The organism is Flavobacterium sp. ZT3R18 (assembly GCF_007097385.1).
In the GTDB taxonomy this organism is placed as follows: domain Bacteria; phylum Bacteroidota; class Bacteroidia; order Flavobacteriales; family Flavobacteriaceae; genus Flavobacterium.
Genome location: NZ_VJZS01000001.1, coordinates 198088 through 217925 on the forward strand (window position 1 = coordinate 198088; position 19838 = coordinate 217925).

The 19838-nt window shown below is 34.1% G+C and carries 15 protein-coding genes; all 15 read left to right on the forward strand.

The window, feature by feature from the left end; genetic code table 11:
- The first annotated feature begins 106 nt into the window (after positions 1-106).
- Positions 107-2386, forward strand: coding sequence for an NADP-dependent malic enzyme (locus FNW52_RS00830; protein WP_143375512.1), 2280 nt, complete (start codon positions 107-109; stop codon positions 2384-2386).
- A 326-nt stretch (positions 2387-2712) separates the two neighbouring features.
- A complete protein-coding gene (gene ruvA / locus FNW52_RS00835; protein ID WP_143375513.1) occupies positions 2713-3294 on the forward strand; it encodes a Holliday junction branch migration protein RuvA in 582 nt (193 codons plus the stop codon).
- Between the two features lie 22 nt (positions 3295-3316).
- Complete coding sequence (gene sprA, locus FNW52_RS00840; RefSeq protein WP_143375514.1) at positions 3317-10510, forward strand: cell surface protein SprA; 7194 nt, start codon at positions 3317-3319, stop codon at positions 10508-10510.
- Between the two features lie 82 nt (positions 10511-10592).
- Complete coding sequence (gene gcvH, locus FNW52_RS00845) at positions 10593-10973, forward strand: glycine cleavage system protein GcvH (RefSeq protein WP_143375515.1); 381 nt, start codon at positions 10593-10595, stop codon at positions 10971-10973.
- Positions 10966-11358 carry a VanZ family protein gene (locus FNW52_RS00850; protein ID WP_143375516.1) on the forward strand — a complete coding sequence of 131 codons (393 nt, stop codon included), beginning with the start codon at positions 10966-10968 and terminating at the stop codon, positions 11356-11358. The genes gcvH and FNW52_RS00850 overlap by 8 nt, the downstream gene beginning before the upstream one ends.
- Before the next feature lie 189 nt (positions 11359-11547).
- The gene (gene deoC, locus FNW52_RS00855) at positions 11548-12291 is read left to right on the forward strand and encodes a deoxyribose-phosphate aldolase (protein WP_143375517.1); all 744 of its coding nucleotides are present in this window, start codon (positions 11548-11550) and stop codon (positions 12289-12291) included.
- Positions 12292-12309: 18 nt separating this feature from the next.
- Positions 12310-14424 (forward strand): gliding motility protein RemB, encoded by a 2115-nt coding sequence (locus tag FNW52_RS00860; protein ID WP_143375518.1) that lies wholly within the window; start codon positions 12310-12312, stop codon positions 14422-14424.
- 155 nt (positions 14425-14579) lie between these two features.
- Positions 14580-15482 carry a heme o synthase gene (gene cyoE / locus FNW52_RS00865; RefSeq protein ID WP_255515432.1) on the forward strand — a complete coding sequence of 301 codons (903 nt, stop codon included), beginning with the start codon at positions 14580-14582 and terminating at the stop codon, positions 15480-15482.
- A gap of 2 nt (positions 15483-15484) precedes the next feature.
- Positions 15485-16072 (forward strand): cytochrome c oxidase subunit 3, encoded by a 588-nt coding sequence (locus FNW52_RS00870; protein ID WP_143375519.1) that lies wholly within the window; start codon positions 15485-15487, stop codon positions 16070-16072.
- Positions 16073-16114: 42 nt separating this feature from the next.
- On the forward strand, positions 16115-17089 hold the full coding sequence (locus FNW52_RS00875) for a cytochrome c oxidase subunit 3 (protein ID WP_143375520.1): 975 nt from the start codon (positions 16115-16117) through the stop codon (positions 17087-17089).
- A gap of 18 nt (positions 17090-17107) precedes the next feature.
- The gene (locus FNW52_RS00880) at positions 17108-17458 is read left to right on the forward strand and encodes a cytochrome C oxidase subunit IV family protein (protein ID WP_143375521.1); all 351 of its coding nucleotides are present in this window, start codon (positions 17108-17110) and stop codon (positions 17456-17458) included.
- Positions 17459-17536: 78 nt separating this feature from the next.
- Entirely contained in the window at positions 17537-18178 is a 642-nt protein-coding gene (locus FNW52_RS00885; RefSeq protein WP_143375522.1) for a hypothetical protein, read from the forward strand.
- A 4-nt stretch (positions 18179-18182) separates the two neighbouring features.
- Positions 18183-18869 (forward strand): SCO family protein, encoded by a 687-nt coding sequence (locus FNW52_RS00890; protein WP_143375523.1) that lies wholly within the window; start codon positions 18183-18185, stop codon positions 18867-18869.
- Between the two features lie 49 nt (positions 18870-18918).
- Positions 18919-19458, forward strand: a complete 540-nt coding sequence (locus FNW52_RS00895) for a DUF420 domain-containing protein (protein WP_143375524.1) — start codon at positions 18919-18921, stop codon at positions 19456-19458.
- The gene (locus tag FNW52_RS00900; RefSeq protein WP_143375525.1) at positions 19451-19714 is read left to right on the forward strand and encodes a hypothetical protein; all 264 of its coding nucleotides are present in this window, start codon (positions 19451-19453) and stop codon (positions 19712-19714) included. The genes FNW52_RS00895 and FNW52_RS00900 overlap by 8 nt, the downstream gene beginning before the upstream one ends.
- The last annotated feature ends 124 nt before the right edge of the window (positions 19715-19838 follow it).

Consider the following 19838-nt stretch of genomic DNA (forward strand, 5'->3'; position numbering starts at 1 on the left):
ATGTGGCTATTTTTTTTAAGAATTACCTCAAAATAAAATAATACGATAAAAGCTTACGATTAAATGAAGTCTGTTATCTTTGTAGATTGAAAAAAAAATTAAAATAATGGATAAAAATAATAAAAGAAGAGAGGCACTGTTGTATCATGCTAAGCCTACTCCGGGAAAGATTCAGGTGGTTCCTACGAAAAAATATGCTACTCAAAGAGATTTGTCTTTGGCCTATTCTCCAGGTGTTGCTGAGCCTTGTCTGGAAATCGCAAAAGATGTAAATAATGTTTATAAATATACTGCCAAAGGGAATTTAGTTGCTGTAATTACAAATGGTACTGCCGTTTTAGGACTTGGAGATATTGGTCCAGAAGCTTCAAAACCAGTAATGGAGGGGAAAGGATTATTGTTTAAAATTTTTGCCGATATTGATGTATTCGATATTGAAATTGGGACTAAAGATATAGAAGAGTTTATTCAAACGGTTAAGAATATTGCACCGACATTTGGTGGAATCAATCTAGAAGACATAAAAGCACCGGAATCTTTTGAAATTGAGCGAAGATTGGTAGAAGAGCTTAATATTCCAGTGATGCATGATGATCAACATGGAACAGCAATTATTTCTTCGGCGGCTTTAATAAATGCATTAGAATTAGCAGGTAAAAAAGCCGAAGACGTAAAAATGGTTGTGTCTGGAGCTGGATCTGCTGCTTTGGCCTGTGCCAATTTATACGTTCTGTTGGGGGTGAAAATTGAAAATATTTTGATGTTTAATAGTAAAGGACTCCTAACAAAAGACAATTCTTCCTTATCTGAATTGCAACAAAAGTATGCCAGAGACATTGAGCCAATAAGTCTTGAACAAGCTTTAATGGGAGCAGATCTTTTTCTAGGATTGTCTTCTGGGAATATCATGACTCCAAAAATGTTGCTGGGAATGGCCGATAATCCAATTGTTTTTGCAATGGCAAATCCTGAACCAGAAATTGATTATAATCTAGCTATTGCTACTCGTAAAGATGTAATTATGGCAACGGGACGTTCTGATTTTCCAAATCAAGTGAATAATGTTCTTGGATTTCCTTATATTTTTAGAGGGGCATTAGATGTTCGTGCGACCAAAATAAACGAAGCTATGAAAATGGCTGCAGTAAGAGCATTGGCCGCTTTGGCAAAAGAATCGGTTCCAGAACAAGTTAATATTGCTTATGGAGCGACTAAATTGGTTTTTGGAAGAGAATATATTATTCCTTCTCCATTTGACCCTAGATTGATAACCATTGTTGCGCCTGCTGTTGCCAAAGCCGCAATGGATTCTGGAGTTGCCCTTAACCCAATTACAGATTGGAATAAATATGAGGAAGAGCTTTTAAATCGTTTGGGGAATGACAATAAAATGGTTCGTTTAATAACCAATAGAGCCAAAACTGATCCTAAAAGAATTGTTTTTGCGGAGGCAGATCAACTTGACGTTCTAAAAGCTGCTCAAATTGTTGAGGAAGAAGGTATTGGTTTTCCGATTTTATTAGGAAATAAAGAAATTATTTTGGAATTAAAAGAAGAGCTTGGTTTCTATGCTGATGTTCCTATTATTGATCCAAAATTAGATGAAGAACAAGAAAGAAGGGATCGATTTGCCAATACATTATGGGAGTCTAGAAAACGTAACGGGGTTTCCTTGTTTGATGCTCAAAAGTTCATGAGAGAAAGAAACTATTTTGCTGCCATGATGGTCAATTGTGGAGAAGCAGATGCTTTGGTTTCCGGACACTCTAGAAGTTATCCATCTGTTGTGAAGCCGATGCTGCAACTGGTAGGGAAAGCTGCCAATGCTTCTTTAGTGGCGACTACCAATATAATGATGACTGGTCGTGGCCCTATGTTTTTGTCGGATACCGCTATAAACGTGAATCCAACCGCAGAGGACTTGGCTAAAATTGCCGTAATGACTGCGAAAACTGCCAAAATGTTTGGAGTAGATCCTGTTATTGCAATGATTTCATATTCAAATTTTGGTTCGTCTGTAAATGAAAGTGCTTCAAAAGTAAAAGAAGCAGTCGCTTATTTACATAAAAATCATCCAGATATTGTCGTTGATGGTGAAGTTCAGGCCGATTTTGCTTTAAATCCAGAAATGTTAACGGCAAAGTTTCCGTTCTCTAAATTAGCAGGAAAAAAAGTAAATACTTTAATTTTTCCAAATTTGGAAGCAGCAAATATTACCTATAAACTTTTGAAAGAATTGAATAAAGTAGGTTCTATAGGGCCTATTATGATGGGAATGAAAAGTCCAGTTCATATATTTCAATTGGGAGCAAGTGTTGAAGAAATGGTAAATATGGCTGCTGTAGCGGTTATTGATGCACAAGAAAAAAGTAATAAAGTGAAATAATCAGTTTTCAGTTTACAGTCTCAGTTTACAGTCTCAGTTTACAGTTTAAAAAGGAGTATAATACAGCTTACTTTTTTTTTAATAGTGTTAAGAATGCAAATTTCAATGTTTACAGACAACTCTGAAAACTGTGACCTTAATGCTTATAGGCAACTCTGAAAACTGCGACTGAAAACCGAAAACTAAAATAGTTTCGAATAATACTGTTTGAGATTTTAAGGTTAAAATGTAAAGTGTTGGTTTTTACTTAAAAGTGAATGCCATAAACGTAGTACAATTTGTCTTTTAATCTCAAATTTTATTATATTTGAACAGATATTTTATTTATGATAGCACATTTGCAAGGAAAATTAGTAGAGAAATCGCCTACGGAAGTTATAATTGACTGCGGTGGAGTTGGTTATCATGTAAATATATCTTTACATACGTATTCGTTAATTCCCAATGTAGACTTCGTAAAATTGTACACCTATCTTCAAATAAAGGAAGATGCTCATACTTTGTTCGGTTTTGTAGAGAAATCCGAAAGAGAAATTTTTAAGATGTTACTTTCTGTTTCTGGTATTGGGGCCAGTATTGCACGTACGATGCTTTCTTCTTTAGATCCAAAGCAAATTATTAATGCAATTGCATCCGGAGATGTTGTAACCATTCAGACTATAAAAGGGATTGGGAGTAAAACAGCACAAAGAGTAATACTCGATTTGAAAGAGAAAGTGTTAAAATTATACGATTTAGATGATGTTACGCTATCACAAAGCAATACAAACAAAGATGAAGCGTTATCTGCTCTAGAAGTTTTGGGATTTGTTAGGAAAACTTCTGAGAAAATAATTGAAAAAATTGTTAAAGAAGATCCCGAAGCTACTGTTGAATCTATAATTAAAAAAGCTTTAAAAAACTTATAAAGTCATAAGAAGCCTAATTGATATGCATAAAATTTATGTTTTTTTGCTGGTCTTATTTTGCGGTTTTGCATCGCAGGCTCAAGTGCAACAAATTGTTCAGGATACCGTTAAAAAAGGGTATGATGTAGGGAAAATTCAAATTAAAGACCCCCAAAGCATTCTTTCTGCCTACACTTACGATCCTGTTACAGATACCTATGTCTATACCAATTCTGTTGATGGATTCAATATCAATTATCCTATAGTTTTATCTCCGGCAGAGTATGAAAAATTAGTCTTGAAAGAATCCATGAGTGATTATTTTAAGAAAAAAGTAGATGCAATAGATGGTAAAAAAGAAGGTAGTGAAGCAGCAAAGAAAGATTTATTGCCTCGATATTATATTAAATCAGGACTTTTTGAATCTATTTTTGGAAGCAATACCATCGATGTTAAGCCTACTGGATCGGTAGAAATTGATTTAGGGGTATTGTATACCAAACAAGACAATCCTGCATTTTCTCCTAGAAATAGATCTAATACTTCTTTCGATTTTAATCAAAGGATTAGTATGAGTTTGATGGGAAAAGTTGGGACCCGACTTCAGGTCAATGCTAATTTCGATACCCAATCTACTTTTGCGTTTCAAAACTTATTCAAGTTAGCTTATACTCCCGCAGATGACGATATAGTTCGGAAAATTGAGGTAGGTAACGTGAGTATGCCTTTAAACAGTACTTTGATTGTTGGTGCTCAAAGTTTATTTGGTGTAAAAACCGAGTTGCAATTTGGGAAAACAACTGTTACAGGTGTTTTTTCAGAACAGAAATCTCAAGCTAAAAAGGTAGTGGCTCAAGGAGGAGGAACCATTCAAGAATTTGAAATGTATGGTGCGGATTATGATAACGACAGGCACTACTTTTTGTCTCAATATTTTAGGGATAAGTACGATAGTTCGTTGAAAAGTTACCCTTTTATTGATAGTAGGGTTCAAATTTCGAGAATAGAGGTTTGGGTAACCAATAAACAAAATCGTGTCAATGCAACTAGTAATAATTTAAGGAATATAATTGCGCTTCAGGATTTGGGAGAAGGGGAACTTGCGGACTCAAATGGTATTCCAATAGCTGGTAAACAAAATGATGTGGTAGTTATAAAGCCTATTCCGTCAAACTTTTTTATTGACCAGCCAGCTCCATTAATAAAGTCATACCCCTCTGATAATAAAAACAATCAGTATGACCCAAATTTAATCAAGACTGGTACAGGATTTTTGAATGATAAAATCCGTGAAATTGTAACTGCAAAGGATGGGTTTTCTACTGCTATCAATGTTATTGAAGGACAAGATTATTCAAAATTAGAAAACGCACGAAAATTATTGCCCAATGAATATACGTTTAATGCACAATTAGGGTACATATCATTGCAACAACGTTTGGGTAATGATGAAATTTTGGCGGTTGCCTATCAATATTCAATTGGAGATCAGGTGTATCAAGTGGGTGAATTTGGTAATGATGGTGTAGATCCTACTGTAGTTACGGGTACTCAGCCCTCTAATCAAACGATTGTGACTCAAACTTTGATCTTGAAGATGCTAAAAAGCAGTTTGACAAACGTTTCGAACCCAGTTTGGAATTTGATGATGAAAAATATTTATCAAATTCAAGGGGCGTACCAATTAGTGCAAGATGATTTTAGGTTTAATATTTTATATAAAAATCCATCTCCCCTAAATTATATTACTCCTGTAGAAGGGAGTTCATTTCCGTCAAATCCTACTCCTGAAAATACGGTAGAAAATACCACTTTATTAAAAGTGTTAAACGTAGATAGATTGAACTTTAATAATGATCCACAAGTGGGTGGTGATGGTTTTTTTGATTTTGTCCCTGGGCTAACCGTAGATACACAAAATGGTAGATTGATATTTACTACTAAAGAACCCTTTGGAGAATTAATGTTTTCTAAATTAAAAACTCCAAATTCGTTTGAAGATTATAAGGATGTGACCACTTATAATCCCAATCAAAAGAAATATGTGAATCCTAATATGTATAGAAATACACAAGCCGTAGCTTCACAAAATCCGGAGTTGAATAAATTTTTATTAAGAGGGAAATACAAATCAACAGGAGGAGATGGAATTCCAATTGGGGCTTATAATGTGCCTCTAGGATCTGTAAAAGTTACTGCCGCAGGAAGAGTATTGGTAGAAGGTATAGATTATAGTGTTAATTATCAATTGGGAAGGGTTCAGATTCTGGATCCATCTCTTCAAGCTTCTAATACGCCAATAGAAATTTCTTTAGAAAACAATTCTACTTTTGGTCAGCAAACAAGAAGATTTGTTGGTGTAAATGTAGACCACCTAATAAATGAGAATTTTATGGTTGGAGGGACTTTTTTAAATATGAGTGAAAAACCCTTTACCCAAAAAACAAGTTACGGTCAGGAGTCGGTTAATAATAGTATTTTTGGATTACATGGACATTATTCATCTCCTGTTCCCTTTTTTACACGATTGGTTAACAAACTCCCTAACATGGACACTGATGTGCCTTCGAATATTTCAGTAAGTGGAGAGGTTGCTTATTTGTTGCCTAATGCATCTAAAGGAGATCAGTTTGAAGGGCAATCTACTATATATGTAGATGATTTTGAAAGTTCTCAGTCGTCAATAGATTTGCGCTCTCCGTATGCCTGGAGTTTGGCTTCTACGCCAGAAAATAACCCCAAAAGCAAATACAACTTTAATGGAAATTTAGAAGGGTTGGATTATGGATTTAAAAGGTCAAAATTATCTTGGTATTCTATTGACCCCGTTTTTTATACATCAAAACCATCTGGAATATCAAATGATGATTTGTCATTGAATACGACAAGAAGAGTATATAGTGAAGAATTATATCCTTTGACAGATATTGTACAAGGGCAATCCTTGGTGGTTAATACTTTGGATTTAAGCTATTATCCTTCTGATAGAGGTTCTTATAATAATGGAGCTAATGTAGGGACTGCACCAAAAGATAATTTTGCGGGTATTATGCGGTCGTTAAGTGCTACCAATTTTGAACAAAGTAACGTAGAATACATTCAGTTTTGGGTAATGGATCCTTATATTGGAGAAGGGAGTGTGCCTAAAACAAATTCAGGGAAAATCTATTTTAATCTTGGAGAAATTTCTGAAGATGTTCTGAAAGATGGTAGAAAACTATATGAAAACGGACTGGGCGCTAATCAAGTTTTGGTAAATCCTGCACCAGTTTGGGGTAATGCCCCAGCTTCTCAATCTTTAATTTATGCATTTGATAACAATGAAGGGAATAGAACCGCTCAAGATGTTGGTTTAGATGGTCTTCCTACAGCTAGTGAAGGCGGAGTTTATACTAATTATGCTTCTGAACCAGACCCAGCGGGTGATGATTATACTTATTATTTAAATACGACCGGAAGTGTTATTGATCGCTATAAAAATTACAATGGTGTAGATGGAAATTCAGCGGTTAATATAAATTCTCCTAACAGAGGTTCTTCTACAGTTCCAGATGTTGAGGATATCAATAGGGATAATACCATGAATACGATCAATGCATATTATGAGTATAGTATTGATATGAAACCGGGTATGTCTGTGGGAGAAAACTATATTTCGGATATTAGGAATACACAAGTGACATTGGTAAATGGTAATTCAACAGAAGCAAGATGGATACAATTTAAAATTCCGATTAAACAATATGAAAATAAAATAGGGAGTATTTCTGATTTTAATTCAATCCGCTTTATGCGAATGTTCTTGACTAATTTTACAGATCAGGTTACGTTGCGTTTTGGAGCTTTAGATTTAATAAGAGGAGAATGGAGATTATATGATAAAGAGTTAGGATCTAGTGGGGTAATAGAGCCAAATCCATTGACAACTTTTGGGACAGCTGCTGTAAATATTGAAGAGAACTCGAATCGTTGTCCGATAAATTATGTGAGTCCGCCTAGCGTGGTTAGAGAGCAATTGTATAATAACAATACCATAATCAAACAGGACGAACAGTCCTTGTCAATGAAGGTTTCGGGAAAAGGACTTGAACCTTTACATGGCAGAGGTGCATACAAGAGTTTTAATGTGGACATGCGTCAGTATAAAAATATAAAAATGTTTCTCCATGCGGAATCTTTGCCGGGAGAGGTAGATTTGCAGGACAATCAGATGGTTGCTTTTATTCGTTTTGGAAGTGATTATGCAGATGATTTTTATCAAATAGAAATTCCTTTAAAAGTGACGCTGCCTGCTGGGAAAGTTGGGTCAGTTTGTTCTCCTTTAAGCCCGGAATTGGTTTGGCCGAGTGATAATGAAATTGATCTTTCGCTAAGCTTGTTGACGAAATTAAAACTTCAAGCTTTGAAGATTAACCAAAGTACTTTGCCTCCTGATGGGATTTATTATCAAACTGAAGGAGAATTGAATCCTGATTTGGCCGGTAAAGGAAATATGCTGCGATTGGGTATAAAAGGAAACCCAAACATGGGAATGGTTCGAACTATTATGATGGGTTTGAAAAGTAATGAATCTCATCAAGATATTAAAGGAGAGGTGTGGTTTGACGAACTTCGTTTGGCCGATATGGATAATAAAGGCGGTATGGCAGCTTTACTGAATGTTGACACCAATTTTGCAGATTTAGGAACACTGTCTTTTACTGGAAACATGAAAAATTATGGTTTTGGAAGTTTAGAACAAGGACCTAACGAAAGAAGTAGAGAGGATTTACAACAGTATAATGTCGTTACCAATATAAATTTAGGTAAACTTTTGCCAAAAAAATGGGGGCTTAATTTGCCTTTTAATTATTCTATTGGGGAATCTGTAATTACCCCAGAATATGACCCTTTTTACGAAGATGTAAAATTGGATCAAGTCTTAGAAGAAGCTAGTAGCGATGCCGAAAAGAAAAAAATATTAACCCAAGCGATAGATTATACCAAACGTAAAAGTATCAACTTGATTGGTGTACGAAAAGAAAGAGGTTTGGAACAAAAGCCAAGGGTTTATGATCCGGAAAACTTTACTTTTTCGCAATATTATAACGAAGTAGAGCGTCATGATTTTGAAGTTGAAAAAAACTTAGATCAACAGACTAGAACTGCGGTAGATTATGCTTTTACTTTTCAGCCAAAAGAGGTTGTGCCTTTTCAGAAAACTAAGTTTATGAAAAAAAGTTCCTACTGGAAGTTTTTAAGTGATATCAATTTTAATTATTTACCTTCCAGTATTACATTCAATACCAATATTGTGAGGCAAAATAATTTGCAACAATTCAGACAAGTTGAAGATATTGGAATTGGTTTCGACCCCTTATATAGAAGGAATTTTGGGTTTAATTATCAATATGGGTTTAATTATAACTTGACGAAATCGTTAAAAGTAAATTATACCGCTTCATCACGAAATATTGTAAAAAGCTACTTGGATGAGAATGATGTGCCTTTAGATAATTTTACTATTTGGGATAGGTATTTAGATACAGGAACAACAAATAATCACATGCAACAGTTTGTGTTGAATTATGATATTCCATTGTATAAAATTCCAGCTCTTGGTTTTGTAAAAGCCAGTTTGTCTTATACAGGAGATTATAGTTGGCAACAAGCCTCTACTGCATTGAGCGATGTTAAAATTGGAGATCTGCATTATAATTTAGGAAACACAGTGCAAAATGCTCAATCAACGAATTTGAATGGGACTTTTAATATGGAGACTTTCTATAAATATATAGGCATATCTAAGGATTCAAAAAAAGCAAATGTTACTATAAAAACGGCTCCTCCTAAACCGGGTGAAAAAGTAGTAAAAACAGATGTGTCAAAAAATATAAATAGGAATTTGTTTTTAGATGGACTTTATGGAGTTCTGACCAGTGTAAAAAATGTGCAACTTAGTTTTACTGAAAACAGAGGAACTGTTTTGCCCGGTTTTCTTCCGGGTGTTGGTTTTTTTGGTTCGCAAAAACCAACCTTGGGATTTGTGTTCGGAAGTCAGAATGACGTGAGATATGAAGCCGCAAAAAACGGTTGGCTGACCAATTACGACCAATTTAATCAAAATTTCACTCAAGTAAAAAATCAAATTTTTAAAGGTTCTGCGAATGTAGAAATTACTCCAGATTTTAAAATTGATTTCTTGGCGGATCGTGCTTATTCCGAAAATTTTTCGGAACAATATGATGTTAAGGATGGTGTTTACAATCCAAGATCACCATATAGTTTTGGTATTTTTTCGATCTCAACAGTGCTAATTAAAACCTCTTTTTCGACCAGCGATGAAAATAGATCAAGTGCTTTTGATGATTTCAAGAGTAATAGGCTAACCATTGCGAATCGTCTGGCTGTTCAAAAAGGAATCGATTTAAATAACCCTGCAAATATTGGTACTGATGGTTATCCAAAAGGGTTCGGCGGTTCTAATCAGGCGGTATTATTGCCATCCTTTTTAGCGGCCTATACCGGAAGTAATGCTGAGGGTGTTTCGCTTGGGATTTTCAGGAGTTTTCCAATTCCCAACTGGGCCATTAAATACAATGGACTAATGCGTTATTCTTTTTTCAAAAAAACATTCAAACGTTTTTCTTTACAACAAAATTATAGAGCTTCTTATACGGTAAATTCTTTTAGATCTAATTTTAATTACACCAAGAATCCTGAGGGCAAAGACGACAGTGGCAATTATTTTAATGCTACAATAATGTCGAATGTTACATTAGTAGAGCAATTCAATCCACTTTTAAAAATTGATTTTGAGTTTAAAAATTCGTTTAAATTGTTGACACAAGTTAATAAAGACCGAGCGCTGTCTATGAGTTTTGACAATAACTTATTGACCGAGGTTCATGGATTGGAGTATGTGGTAGGTTTAGGATATCGAATAAAAGATGTTGTTTTTTCTTCGAGATTTGCCGATAATCCTACTGGAGTTATCAAAAGTGATATTAATATAAAAGCAGATTTGACCTTAAGAAACAATCAAACGATTGTTCGTTATTTAGATTATGTCAACAATCAATTGGCAGCAGGCCAAAATATTTGGACGCTGAACCTCACGGCAGATTATTCGTTAAGTAAAAATCTAACAATTATATTCTATTATAATCATTCTTTTTCTAAACCAGTTATTTCAACTTCGTTTCCGCTTACCAATGTTCGTTCTGGATTTACATTGCGTTATAGTTTTGGAAATTAATTAGAAAATCTAAACAAGATTTGATTATAAGATTGCTACATTTGTAAAAAAAAACAATTATTAATTATTCAATTATTATTTTATGAGCATACCAGCAAATTTAAAGTACACAAAAGATCATGAATGGGTTAGTATAGAAGGTGATGTCGCTACGGTGGGAATCACGCATTTTGCACAAAAAGAATTAGGAGATATTGTATATGTTGAAGTAGAAACATTAGACCAAACTTTAGAAAAAGATGAAGTTTTTGGTACTGTTGAAGCTGTAAAGACAGTTTCAGACTTGTTTCTTCCATTGTCAGGCGAAATTATCGCTTTTAATGATGCTTTAGAATCTAATCCTGAAAGTGTAAACGCAGATCCTTATGGAGCTGGATGGATGATTAAAATAAAGATATCAAACTTAGCTGAAGTTGAAGATTTGCTTTCAAGTGAAGCTTACAAAGAGCTTATTGGTGCCTAAATATCTATTGTTTATAATAGCTTTATTTTGGACAGGAGTTGTAGCTTACTTTTGCTTAGTAGAGTCTAACAAACTTCCAACTATTCAGATTCCTAATGTGGATAAATGTATTCATACTTTTTTTCATTTTGTATTTACTTTAGTTTGGTTTTTGTTTTTGAGAAAGCAATTGCAACACAATGATGTTATAAAGCCGTTGTTATATTCTTTTTTACTTTCTTTGTTCTTTGGAATAGGGATTGAAATTATGCAACAGTTGTGTACAACAACAAGGTTGGGAGACTTTTTGGATTTTATTGCCAATGCAATTGGGGCGATATTGGCTCTTTTTACGGTTGTGTTATGCAATAGATTTAATGTATTAAACTCAATTTTAAAAAAATAATTCCACTTCGGTGGAATTTTTTTTTAGAAGAACTTCTTTTTTTATTTTTTGCCAATGTTCTACAAATTGTATTCAAACTATCTTGTTGATCAAAAAAAACGGCGGTATGTTAAAACCATTTGGATAAATTATAAAGAGTAATTGTATAATAATGTAATTTTGTTTAATTGAAGTTCTAAATTGGGTAGTATGAATGTTAAAAGTTATTTAGATTCAACGTATTTGAAAACTGCTGAACAAGCTGGGTTAAGCGAAAGTGAAAACGAAATCATAGCTGAAGGCTTTGTACAAGAAGCAATCGATGAGGATTTTAAACTGATCATGATACGTCCCAATAGAGTTGAATTGGCGAAAAAAATGATTTTCAATGCCAATTCTAAAGTTCAAGTGGGAACTGTAATAGATTTTCCTGAGGGTAAATCTTCTATAGCTGATAAGTTGGAGGAAGCACTTCAATGCATTCAAAACGGTGCTGATGAATTGGATTTTGTGTGTAATTATACAGCCTTCAAAAATGGTAATGAAGTATTAATAAAAGAAGAAATCCTAAAAGGAACGCAACTGGGTTTAGAACACCATAAAATAGTAAAATGGATTATTGAGGTGGCAGCTTTGAATGATTTGCAAATTGCAGCATTTTCAGCATTGATTAAGGATGTTGTTGTTGCTAATTTTAAAGAAGAGAACTTCGAATCGGTTTTTGTAAAATCATCAACGGGTTTTTATAAAACAGAAAATAATTTGCCTAATGGAGCTACAGTTTCTTCCATTAAAATAATGCTCGAGAATGCATCGCCACTTCTGGTAAAAGCGGCTGGAGGTGTCCGAACGTATCAGGAAGCAATTGAAATGATTCGACTTGGTGTAAAACGTATTGGTACTTCTGGAGCCAAAGCTATTGCTAGCGGACAAGAACCGTCTTCTCAATATTGATCAGATATTAAAATTAAAATGAATAAAAATCTATTAACTTTTTTGCTTTTTCTTTGCACATTTTTGATAAATGCACAAATCCCGAATGCTGTACTGGCTGAGAATTCCGATGAACGTTTCCCCGTTTTTTCAAATTGTAAAAACCTGCATGCTCAAGATTTAGAAAATTGTTTCTATAACGAAGTGCAACAATTGGTGTATCATAATTTTCAAGTGTCTGAAAAGGTAAAGGAAAGCCAATATACTGGGATTGTCAAAGTGCTTTTTGAAGTAGATGCTACAGGGAAATTCAAAATACTATTCGTTAATTCAAATAATGAAGAGTTAATTGCCGAAACTAAAAGGGTTTTTGGGGATTTTCCAAAAATTGACCCGCCTACGTATAATGGAAATCCAACCTACTCTAAGTTTAATATAAGTATAGCTATTCCTTTATTATCGCCAGAAGAAATTGCAGCAAAAGTATTGGCAAAAAAAGAAAACATCAATATAAATGAAGGGCTGACCGAATTGGATAGCATTGTTTATAAAAGATTTGATAATCCACAATTTCAAAGTCATTTGAGTATTTCTTTTTCACATAGTTATTATGCTCAATTTGATGGTGCTATGAATCAAGTTGGGAGTAATAATCACACCGCTTCAAAGCCTTACACGTATGCGGAAGTTGAAAAATATTATAATTTTCAAAAGGTTAATGCTAGTCTGATGAAGAAAAAGGCAAACTGGTGGGGAAGGAAATTATGGAATGAAAATCTAACCGAAATTCAAGGGGAAGGCTATTGGTTTGCTTTGAATTTTATGTTCGATGTTCAGGGTGGGGTTTCAAACCCTAGTACTTCATCTAATACTTTTGTAAATACTAGAGCGCTTAATTTTAAAGGTGGACTTGGGTCTCAATTGAATTTTACTACCACTTTTTATGAAAGTCAAGGTCGTTTTGCGGATTATTACAATGAGTATGCACGTTCTATTAAACCTTCGGGGGGGAATCCTGCCATTGTGCCCGGAATGGGAATTGCAAAAGAGTTCAAAACGGATGCTTTTGATTTCCCTATGGCTGATGCCAATTTAACGTATAATGCCGCTAAGTTTCTGGATGTGCAATTGGGTTATGGAAAAAGTTTTATTGGTGACGGATACCGTTCTTTGTTGCTGAGTGATGGTGCTAGTCCGTATCCCTATTTTAAAATTGATGCTAATTTTTGGAAAATTAAATATACGGTCAATTATATGTGGCTTAAGGATGTGCGTCCAGAAGTAACGGCAGAAAAAACGTATGCTTCTAAATATATGGTAAATCATTATTTGAGCTGGAATGTTTCGAATCGATTGAATCTAGGTTTTTTTGAATCTGTGGTCTGGACAAATACTAATGGTAGAGGTTTTGATATGAATTTTGTGAATCCGATTGTTTTTTATCGAGCAGTAGAGTTCTCTTCTTCTTCTAAAAGTGGAAATGCTCTTTTGGGCTTGACTTATAAATACAAGTGGAATAATCAGGTTAATCTTTATGGGCAATTACTTGTAGATGAGTTTTCTACAGGAGACATTGTAGGTGGAGAAAATAGTTGGAAAAATAAATTAGGATACCAATTAGGCGCCAAATATTTCAATGCATTTCATGTAGATAATTTGGTCTTGCAATTAGAATTCAATCATGTGCGCCCGTATGTGTATTCGCATAGTGATCCTATTACTAATTATGGACATAACAATCAGAGTATGGGGCACCAATGGGGGGGTAATTCTCAAGAGTTGCTGATTTTAGGCTATTACCATAAGGATCGATTTTATGCTAATGCAAAAATAACCTTTGGTACTCGCGGGTTTGATTTTAATACGACTACAGATAAATTCAATTACGGTCAAGACATTTATAAGGACTATGATGTAGATAGACCTTATAATACTGGAGTTGTTGTGGGGCAGGGGAATAAAACCAGTATTTTTATTTCAGAGGTGCAAGTGGGGTATTTGATAAATCCTGCAACCAATTTAAAGTTTTTCGGTAATTTTTTATACCGAAATTTTAATCCAACGACCAATACTGCTGTAAATTTTGCAACAGAAACGACTTGGTTCTCTGTTGGTTTTAGATCGGATGTGTTTAATTGGTATTTTGATTATTAGTTTTTTTAAATTTATTGGTTTTTTTGCGATTTAATTGTTCTGTAAAAACGGATTAATAAGCTGTGATATTTTCATTCTCTTATTTCATGGATCATTTTTGAATCTAATTTGTATCTTTGCACCAGATTTCAAAAAACATACAAATTTTATCCGCATTGAGTACAACACAAATTCCCTTTTCATTTAAGTCTATTTATATTGATTTTAAAGCAATTACAAAAGCAGGTTTGGCTATAAGTGTTGTTTTTTCTTCTATTGCTGGTTATGTTCTTGGTTTTGATAATGATCATCCTTTCAGTTGGGTCGTTTTGTTGAAACTCGCAATCGGTGGGTATTGTATGGTAGGAGCGTCTAATGCTTTTAATCAAGTTATTGAGAAAGATTTAGATGCGCTGATGGATCGAACTAAAGATCGTCCTGTGCCGGCGGGTAGAATGTCTTCTAATCTGGCTTTGATTGTAGCAAGTCTTCTAACGATATTTGGAGTTGTTTTGCTTTATACGATTAACCCTAAGTCGGCTATGTTTGGTGCGATTTCAATCTTTTTATACACCAGTATTTACACTCCTCTTAAAACAATGACATCTCTGTCGGTTTTTGTTGGGGCTTTTCCTGGTGCTATCCCTTTTATGTTGGGTTGGGTAGCGGCAACAGGTGAATTTGGCATTGAAGCTGGAACCTTATTCTTGATTCAGTTTTTCTGGCAATTTCCTCATTTTTGGGCTATTGGTTGGTTTTTATTTGAAGATTACGAAAAAGCAGGTTTCTTCATGTTACCAACTGGTAAGAAAGATAAAGGGACTGCCTTGCAAATCATATTATACACCGTGTGGTTAATTATAGCTTCATTATTGCCGGCTTTGGGTTATACAGGACGTTTGTTTATTACTCCTGTAGCAGCTGTTTTAGTGTTTTTGCTCGGTATTTGGATGCTTTTCTATGCCGTGAGATTGTATAAAATAAGAACCGCAAAGGCAGCAAGAACGTTGATGCTTGTAAGTGTGTCTTATATTACCTTGTTGCAATTAATATACATATTTGATAAATTTTTAAGATAATTATGGAAATGACAATGACTACAGAAGAGTATAAATCTAGAACGGCAAGATCCTATAAGTTGATATTGTTGTTTGCGATGGTGAGTATGACCATGATGTTTGCAGGGCTAACGAGTGCATACGTTGTGAGTCAATCTAGGGCGGATTGGGCAAAAAATTTCGAATTGCCTTCTGCTTTTTATTTTAGTACAATAGCTATTTTGGGATGTAGTATTACATTTCATCTAGCTAAAAAAGCGATTCAAAAAGATAAGCGTAGTGCAACTACTTCTTTTCTTTTAGCTACATTAGCATTAGGGATTTCGTTCGTGGTTTTGCAATTTGTGGGCTTTGGACAGATCGTTGCGGAGGGGTATTTTTTTACCGGAAGTGCGAGTTCTATCACGACAACTTTTTTGTATGTCGTGGTCGTTGTGCACTTGATTCATCTTGCTGGTGGGTTGATTTCGCTGTTAATTATTATTTATAATCATTTTAAACAAAAATATAATTCAACTCAAACTCTTGGAATTGAACTAGGTGCAATGTACTGGCACTTTCTTGATTTCTTGTGGGTTTATTTATTTTTATTTTTATATTTCTTTAAATAAGAAAAAAACGTAAATTTGGGAACTTTTTAACGAATAACTTTTATGGAAGCGACAGTTACTACTGCAAATAGTGAAAAAACTTGGGGAGGCGGCAATGAGCCAATGGGAGCAAGTTATGGTAAATTAATGATGTGGTTTTTTATCGTGTCAGATGCCTTAACGTTCTCTGGATTTTTAGCAGCCTACGGTTTTTCTAGATTTAAATTTATTGAAACATGGCCATTGGCCGATGAAGTGTTTACTCACTTTCCATTTTTACACGGTGTTTCTGCTCCGATGTATTATGTGGCATTGATGACTTTTATTTTGATTTTCTCGTCTGTGACAATGGTTTTGGCCGTTGATGCAGGACATCAAATGAAGAAAGATAAAGTCGCACTTTATATGTTTCTTACAATTATTGGAGGTTTAATCTTCGTGGGTTCTCAAGCATGGGAATGGAAGAATTTTATCAAAGGAGAGTATGGTGCTGTTGAAACAACAGGAGGTAGCTTGCTACAGTTTGTTGATAAAGAAGGGCATCGTGTGGCTTTGGCTGATTTTGCGGCAAAATTGCCTGTAGAAAGAGAGCAATTGTCTAGAGATAAAGGAAAATGGTTCATGAGTGAGTCTGCAATACCTACTTATACGGTTGCGGAAGTTCAAGCTGGATTTAAATCTCATCCGGATATCTTGATTAGAACTGAAACTTTAACAAAAGAGAAAAAGAAAACAATTTTATCTAGAGAGGAATCTCTGTTGAGATTGAATCAAGCTAGTTTGGTTATCGAAGGTGCTAATCTAACACATAATGAATATGGAAGTAAGCTTTTTGCTGATTTCTTTTTCTTTATAACAGGATTCCACGGATTCCACGTTTTCTCAGGTATAGTAATAAACATTATCATCTTTTTTAATGTTTTAATGGGTACCTATGAGAAAAGAAGAAGCTACGAAATGGTCGAAAAAGTGGCGTTGTACTGGCACTTTGTAGATTTAGTTTGGGTATTTGTTTTCACATTCTTCTATTTAGTTTAATTTTTTAGATTTATCATTATGTCACACGAACATGTTTCTAATACAAAAAGAATTTGGACTGTTTTCGGTCTATTGTCTTTAATCACAACAGTTGAAGTTGGTTTTGGTATTGTCAGACCAGACGCTCTATATATGAATACTTTTGTAAGTATGAGTTTATTGAACTGGTTGTTTATTATATTAACACTTGTAAAAGCATATTATATTGTATGGGCTTTCATGCACATGGAAGGGGAGAAAAAGGCGTTGAGAAATGCCGTTGTTTATCCTTTGCTATTTTTAGTTTGTTATTTACTTTTTATTTTATTAACAGAAGGAGACTATGTTTTTGGGGTTTTTAAGAATTCTACGATTAAATGGAATTTTTAACATGATATTAATTCAAAAAAAAAGGTACGCATTGCGTGCCTTTTTTTATTTTTGCACTTTAATTCTATAGTTTTTATAATGAAAAAAAATATCGTCCTTTTTGTCCTTTTTATTTTGCCAATTGTCGCTTATCTTTTTTTTGCTTCGGGTATAAATAGTTTTACCAAATTGCCTGTTATCACTCCAAAAGTTTCTGACCTTGGGAATTGGAAAGGTTTAAATGGTGAAAAAGTAACTTTAAATAATAAGATTACTATTCTTGGTTTTTCAGGTACTGAAATTTTAAAAAATAGAGGGAATTATTTTAATCTAAATGAAAAAATTTATCAAAGGTATCATGACTTCAAAGATTTGCAGTTCGTGGTAATCTCTCCTTTGGGTACCGAAAAAGAGGTTAAGCGAGTATTGGAGTCTTTGGGTGCTTTTACAGATGTAAGTCAGTGGCATTTTGTTTTTACCACTCCGGAGGAAATAAAATCGTATTACAAGCAATTAAATCTTAAGTCAAATTTAGGAGGTGATTTGGGTACGGCTAACGTCTATATTATAGATAAAGAAAGAAACCTTCGAGGAAGAAAAGAAAAGGCGGCTTATAAAGAAGGATACAGTACTTTTCATCCTGCCGAATTGAGTAATGAAATGTTGGATGATTTTAAAGTCATTCTTTATGAATACAGAGCAGCTTTAAAAAAGAATCACAACGCAACAAAACAACTTTAGTACGATGTTTAAAAATAAATCATATATAGGAATTTCTTTTGTGATACTCGTTTTTGGAATTTATGCAATTCCAAAAATTGTAGATAGAATGCAAAATAATAGTATCGTGCAAAGTGATCGCTTAGATAAAGGGACTGGTTCAACAGAAGAAAATGATAAATTAGTAAAAATAGGATCCGTTCCTAAATTTGAACTCGTAAATCAAGATAATGTAAAGATTACAAATGAAAGTTATAATGGCAAAGTTTATGTTTTGGAGTTTTTCTTTGCTACTTGTCCTTCTATTTGCCCCAAAATGAATGCCAATATGGTAACTATTCAAAATGCTTTTTTTGGGAATCCAAATTTTGGGATTGCTTCTATAACTATCGATCCAGTACATGATACTCCTGCTGTTTTAAAAGAGCATGCCAAAATATTAGGTGCAAAATCGTCTAATTGGAATTTTTTAACTGGTGATAAAGACTACATCTACAATTTGTCAAACAAAGGGTTTAATATTTATGTGGGCGAAAATAGTAAAGTTAGTGGTGGTTTTGAACATTCTGGACTTTTTGCTTTAATTGATAAAAAGGGTAATATCAGATGTAGAAAAGACGATTACGGAAATCCGATCTTGTATTATGACGGATTGGATAAAAAAGGTGTAAGGGATATTCAGCAAGATATACAAGCTTTGTTGAAGGAATAAAGAGAATAGAAATTAGAGAATAGAATAAAGAAAATAAATTAATTAGAGAATGGAAAATAATAGCATAGAACAAAAATATAATAAATGGATAGTATTGCTATCAATTACAATACCAGTTGTGGTGGCAGTTCTTTTTAAAGTGAAGTTAAAAGATTTTGGGTTTGATGTGACGCCCCTGTCGTTTTTGCCGCCTATTTATGCTACTGTAAACGGAATTACAGCCGTGCTTTTGGTTGCAGCTGTAATGGCGATTAAAAACGGCAATAGAAAACGCCACGAGTTATTAATGAAGATGGCGATTGGGTGTTCAGTACTATTTTTGGCAATGTATGTTGCTTATCACATGACTGCTGAATCTACAAAATACGGCGGTGAGGGAGTGTTGAAATATGTGTATTTCTTTATTTTAATTACGCATATCGTTTTGTCGGTTGTTATCATACCGCTAGTTTTGATAACTTATGTTCGAACTTTGGCTAGTAAATTTGATAAGCATAAAAAAATTGCCAAAATTACTTTTCCGATTTGGTTGTATGTTGCGGTGACTGGGGTAATTGTATATCTAATGATTTCGCCTTATTATGTTTAGTATAGAAAATAGAAAAGTGAGAATAGAGAAAAGAAGAGCGGGATTAAGAGTATATTTCTATATTCTATGTTCTATGTTCTTTTCTTTATCTTCTTATGCGCAATGTGCTATGTGTCGTGCTGCCTTGAATGGCGAAGGAAACAAAGCTAAAGCCGCTGCTGTAAATGACGGAATTGTTTATCTTATGGTAATTCCGTATGTACTTGTTGGAGCACTGGGGTACTATATTTATCGAATGAAAAAGAAGAAATCCTAGGGCAATAACAATGTCAATTGCAAAATGCAATTGCAATTAGAATAAAAAAGTCAGTTTCTGGAAATGTTTTCAGAAACTGACTTTTTTGTTTTTAAACACTGATCGCTAAAAAACTGACCACTGA

Coding starts and splice junctions, on each gene's coding strand:
- ruvA (WP_143375513.1), top strand. CDS start 2,713: ATGATAGCACATTTGCAAGGAAAATTAGTAGAGAAATCGCCTACGGAA.
- FNW52_RS00875 (WP_143375520.1), top strand. CDS start 16,115: ATGGAAGCGACAGTTACTACTGCAAATAGTGAAAAAACTTGGGGAGGC.
- deoC (WP_143375517.1), top strand. CDS start 11,548: ATGAATGTTAAAAGTTATTTAGATTCAACGTATTTGAAAACTGCTGAA.
- FNW52_RS00830 (WP_143375512.1), top strand. CDS start 107: ATGGATAAAAATAATAAAAGAAGAGAGGCACTGTTGTATCATGCTAAG.
- FNW52_RS00860 (WP_143375518.1), top strand. CDS start 12,310: ATGAATAAAAATCTATTAACTTTTTTGCTTTTTCTTTGCACATTTTTG.
- FNW52_RS00900 (WP_143375525.1), top strand. CDS start 19,451: ATGTTTAGTATAGAAAATAGAAAAGTGAGAATAGAGAAAAGAAGAGCG.
- FNW52_RS00880 (WP_143375521.1), top strand. CDS start 17,108: ATGTCACACGAACATGTTTCTAATACAAAAAGAATTTGGACTGTTTTC.
- FNW52_RS00895 (WP_143375524.1), top strand. CDS start 18,919: ATGGAAAATAATAGCATAGAACAAAAATATAATAAATGGATAGTATTG.
- gcvH (WP_143375515.1), top strand. CDS start 10,593: ATGAGCATACCAGCAAATTTAAAGTACACAAAAGATCATGAATGGGTT.
- FNW52_RS00870 (WP_143375519.1), top strand. CDS start 15,485: ATGGAAATGACAATGACTACAGAAGAGTATAAATCTAGAACGGCAAGA.
- FNW52_RS00890 (WP_143375523.1), top strand. CDS start 18,183: ATGTTTAAAAATAAATCATATATAGGAATTTCTTTTGTGATACTCGTT.
- sprA (WP_143375514.1), top strand. CDS start 3,317: ATGCATAAAATTTATGTTTTTTTGCTGGTCTTATTTTGCGGTTTTGCA.
- FNW52_RS00885 (WP_143375522.1), top strand. CDS start 17,537: ATGAAAAAAAATATCGTCCTTTTTGTCCTTTTTATTTTGCCAATTGTC.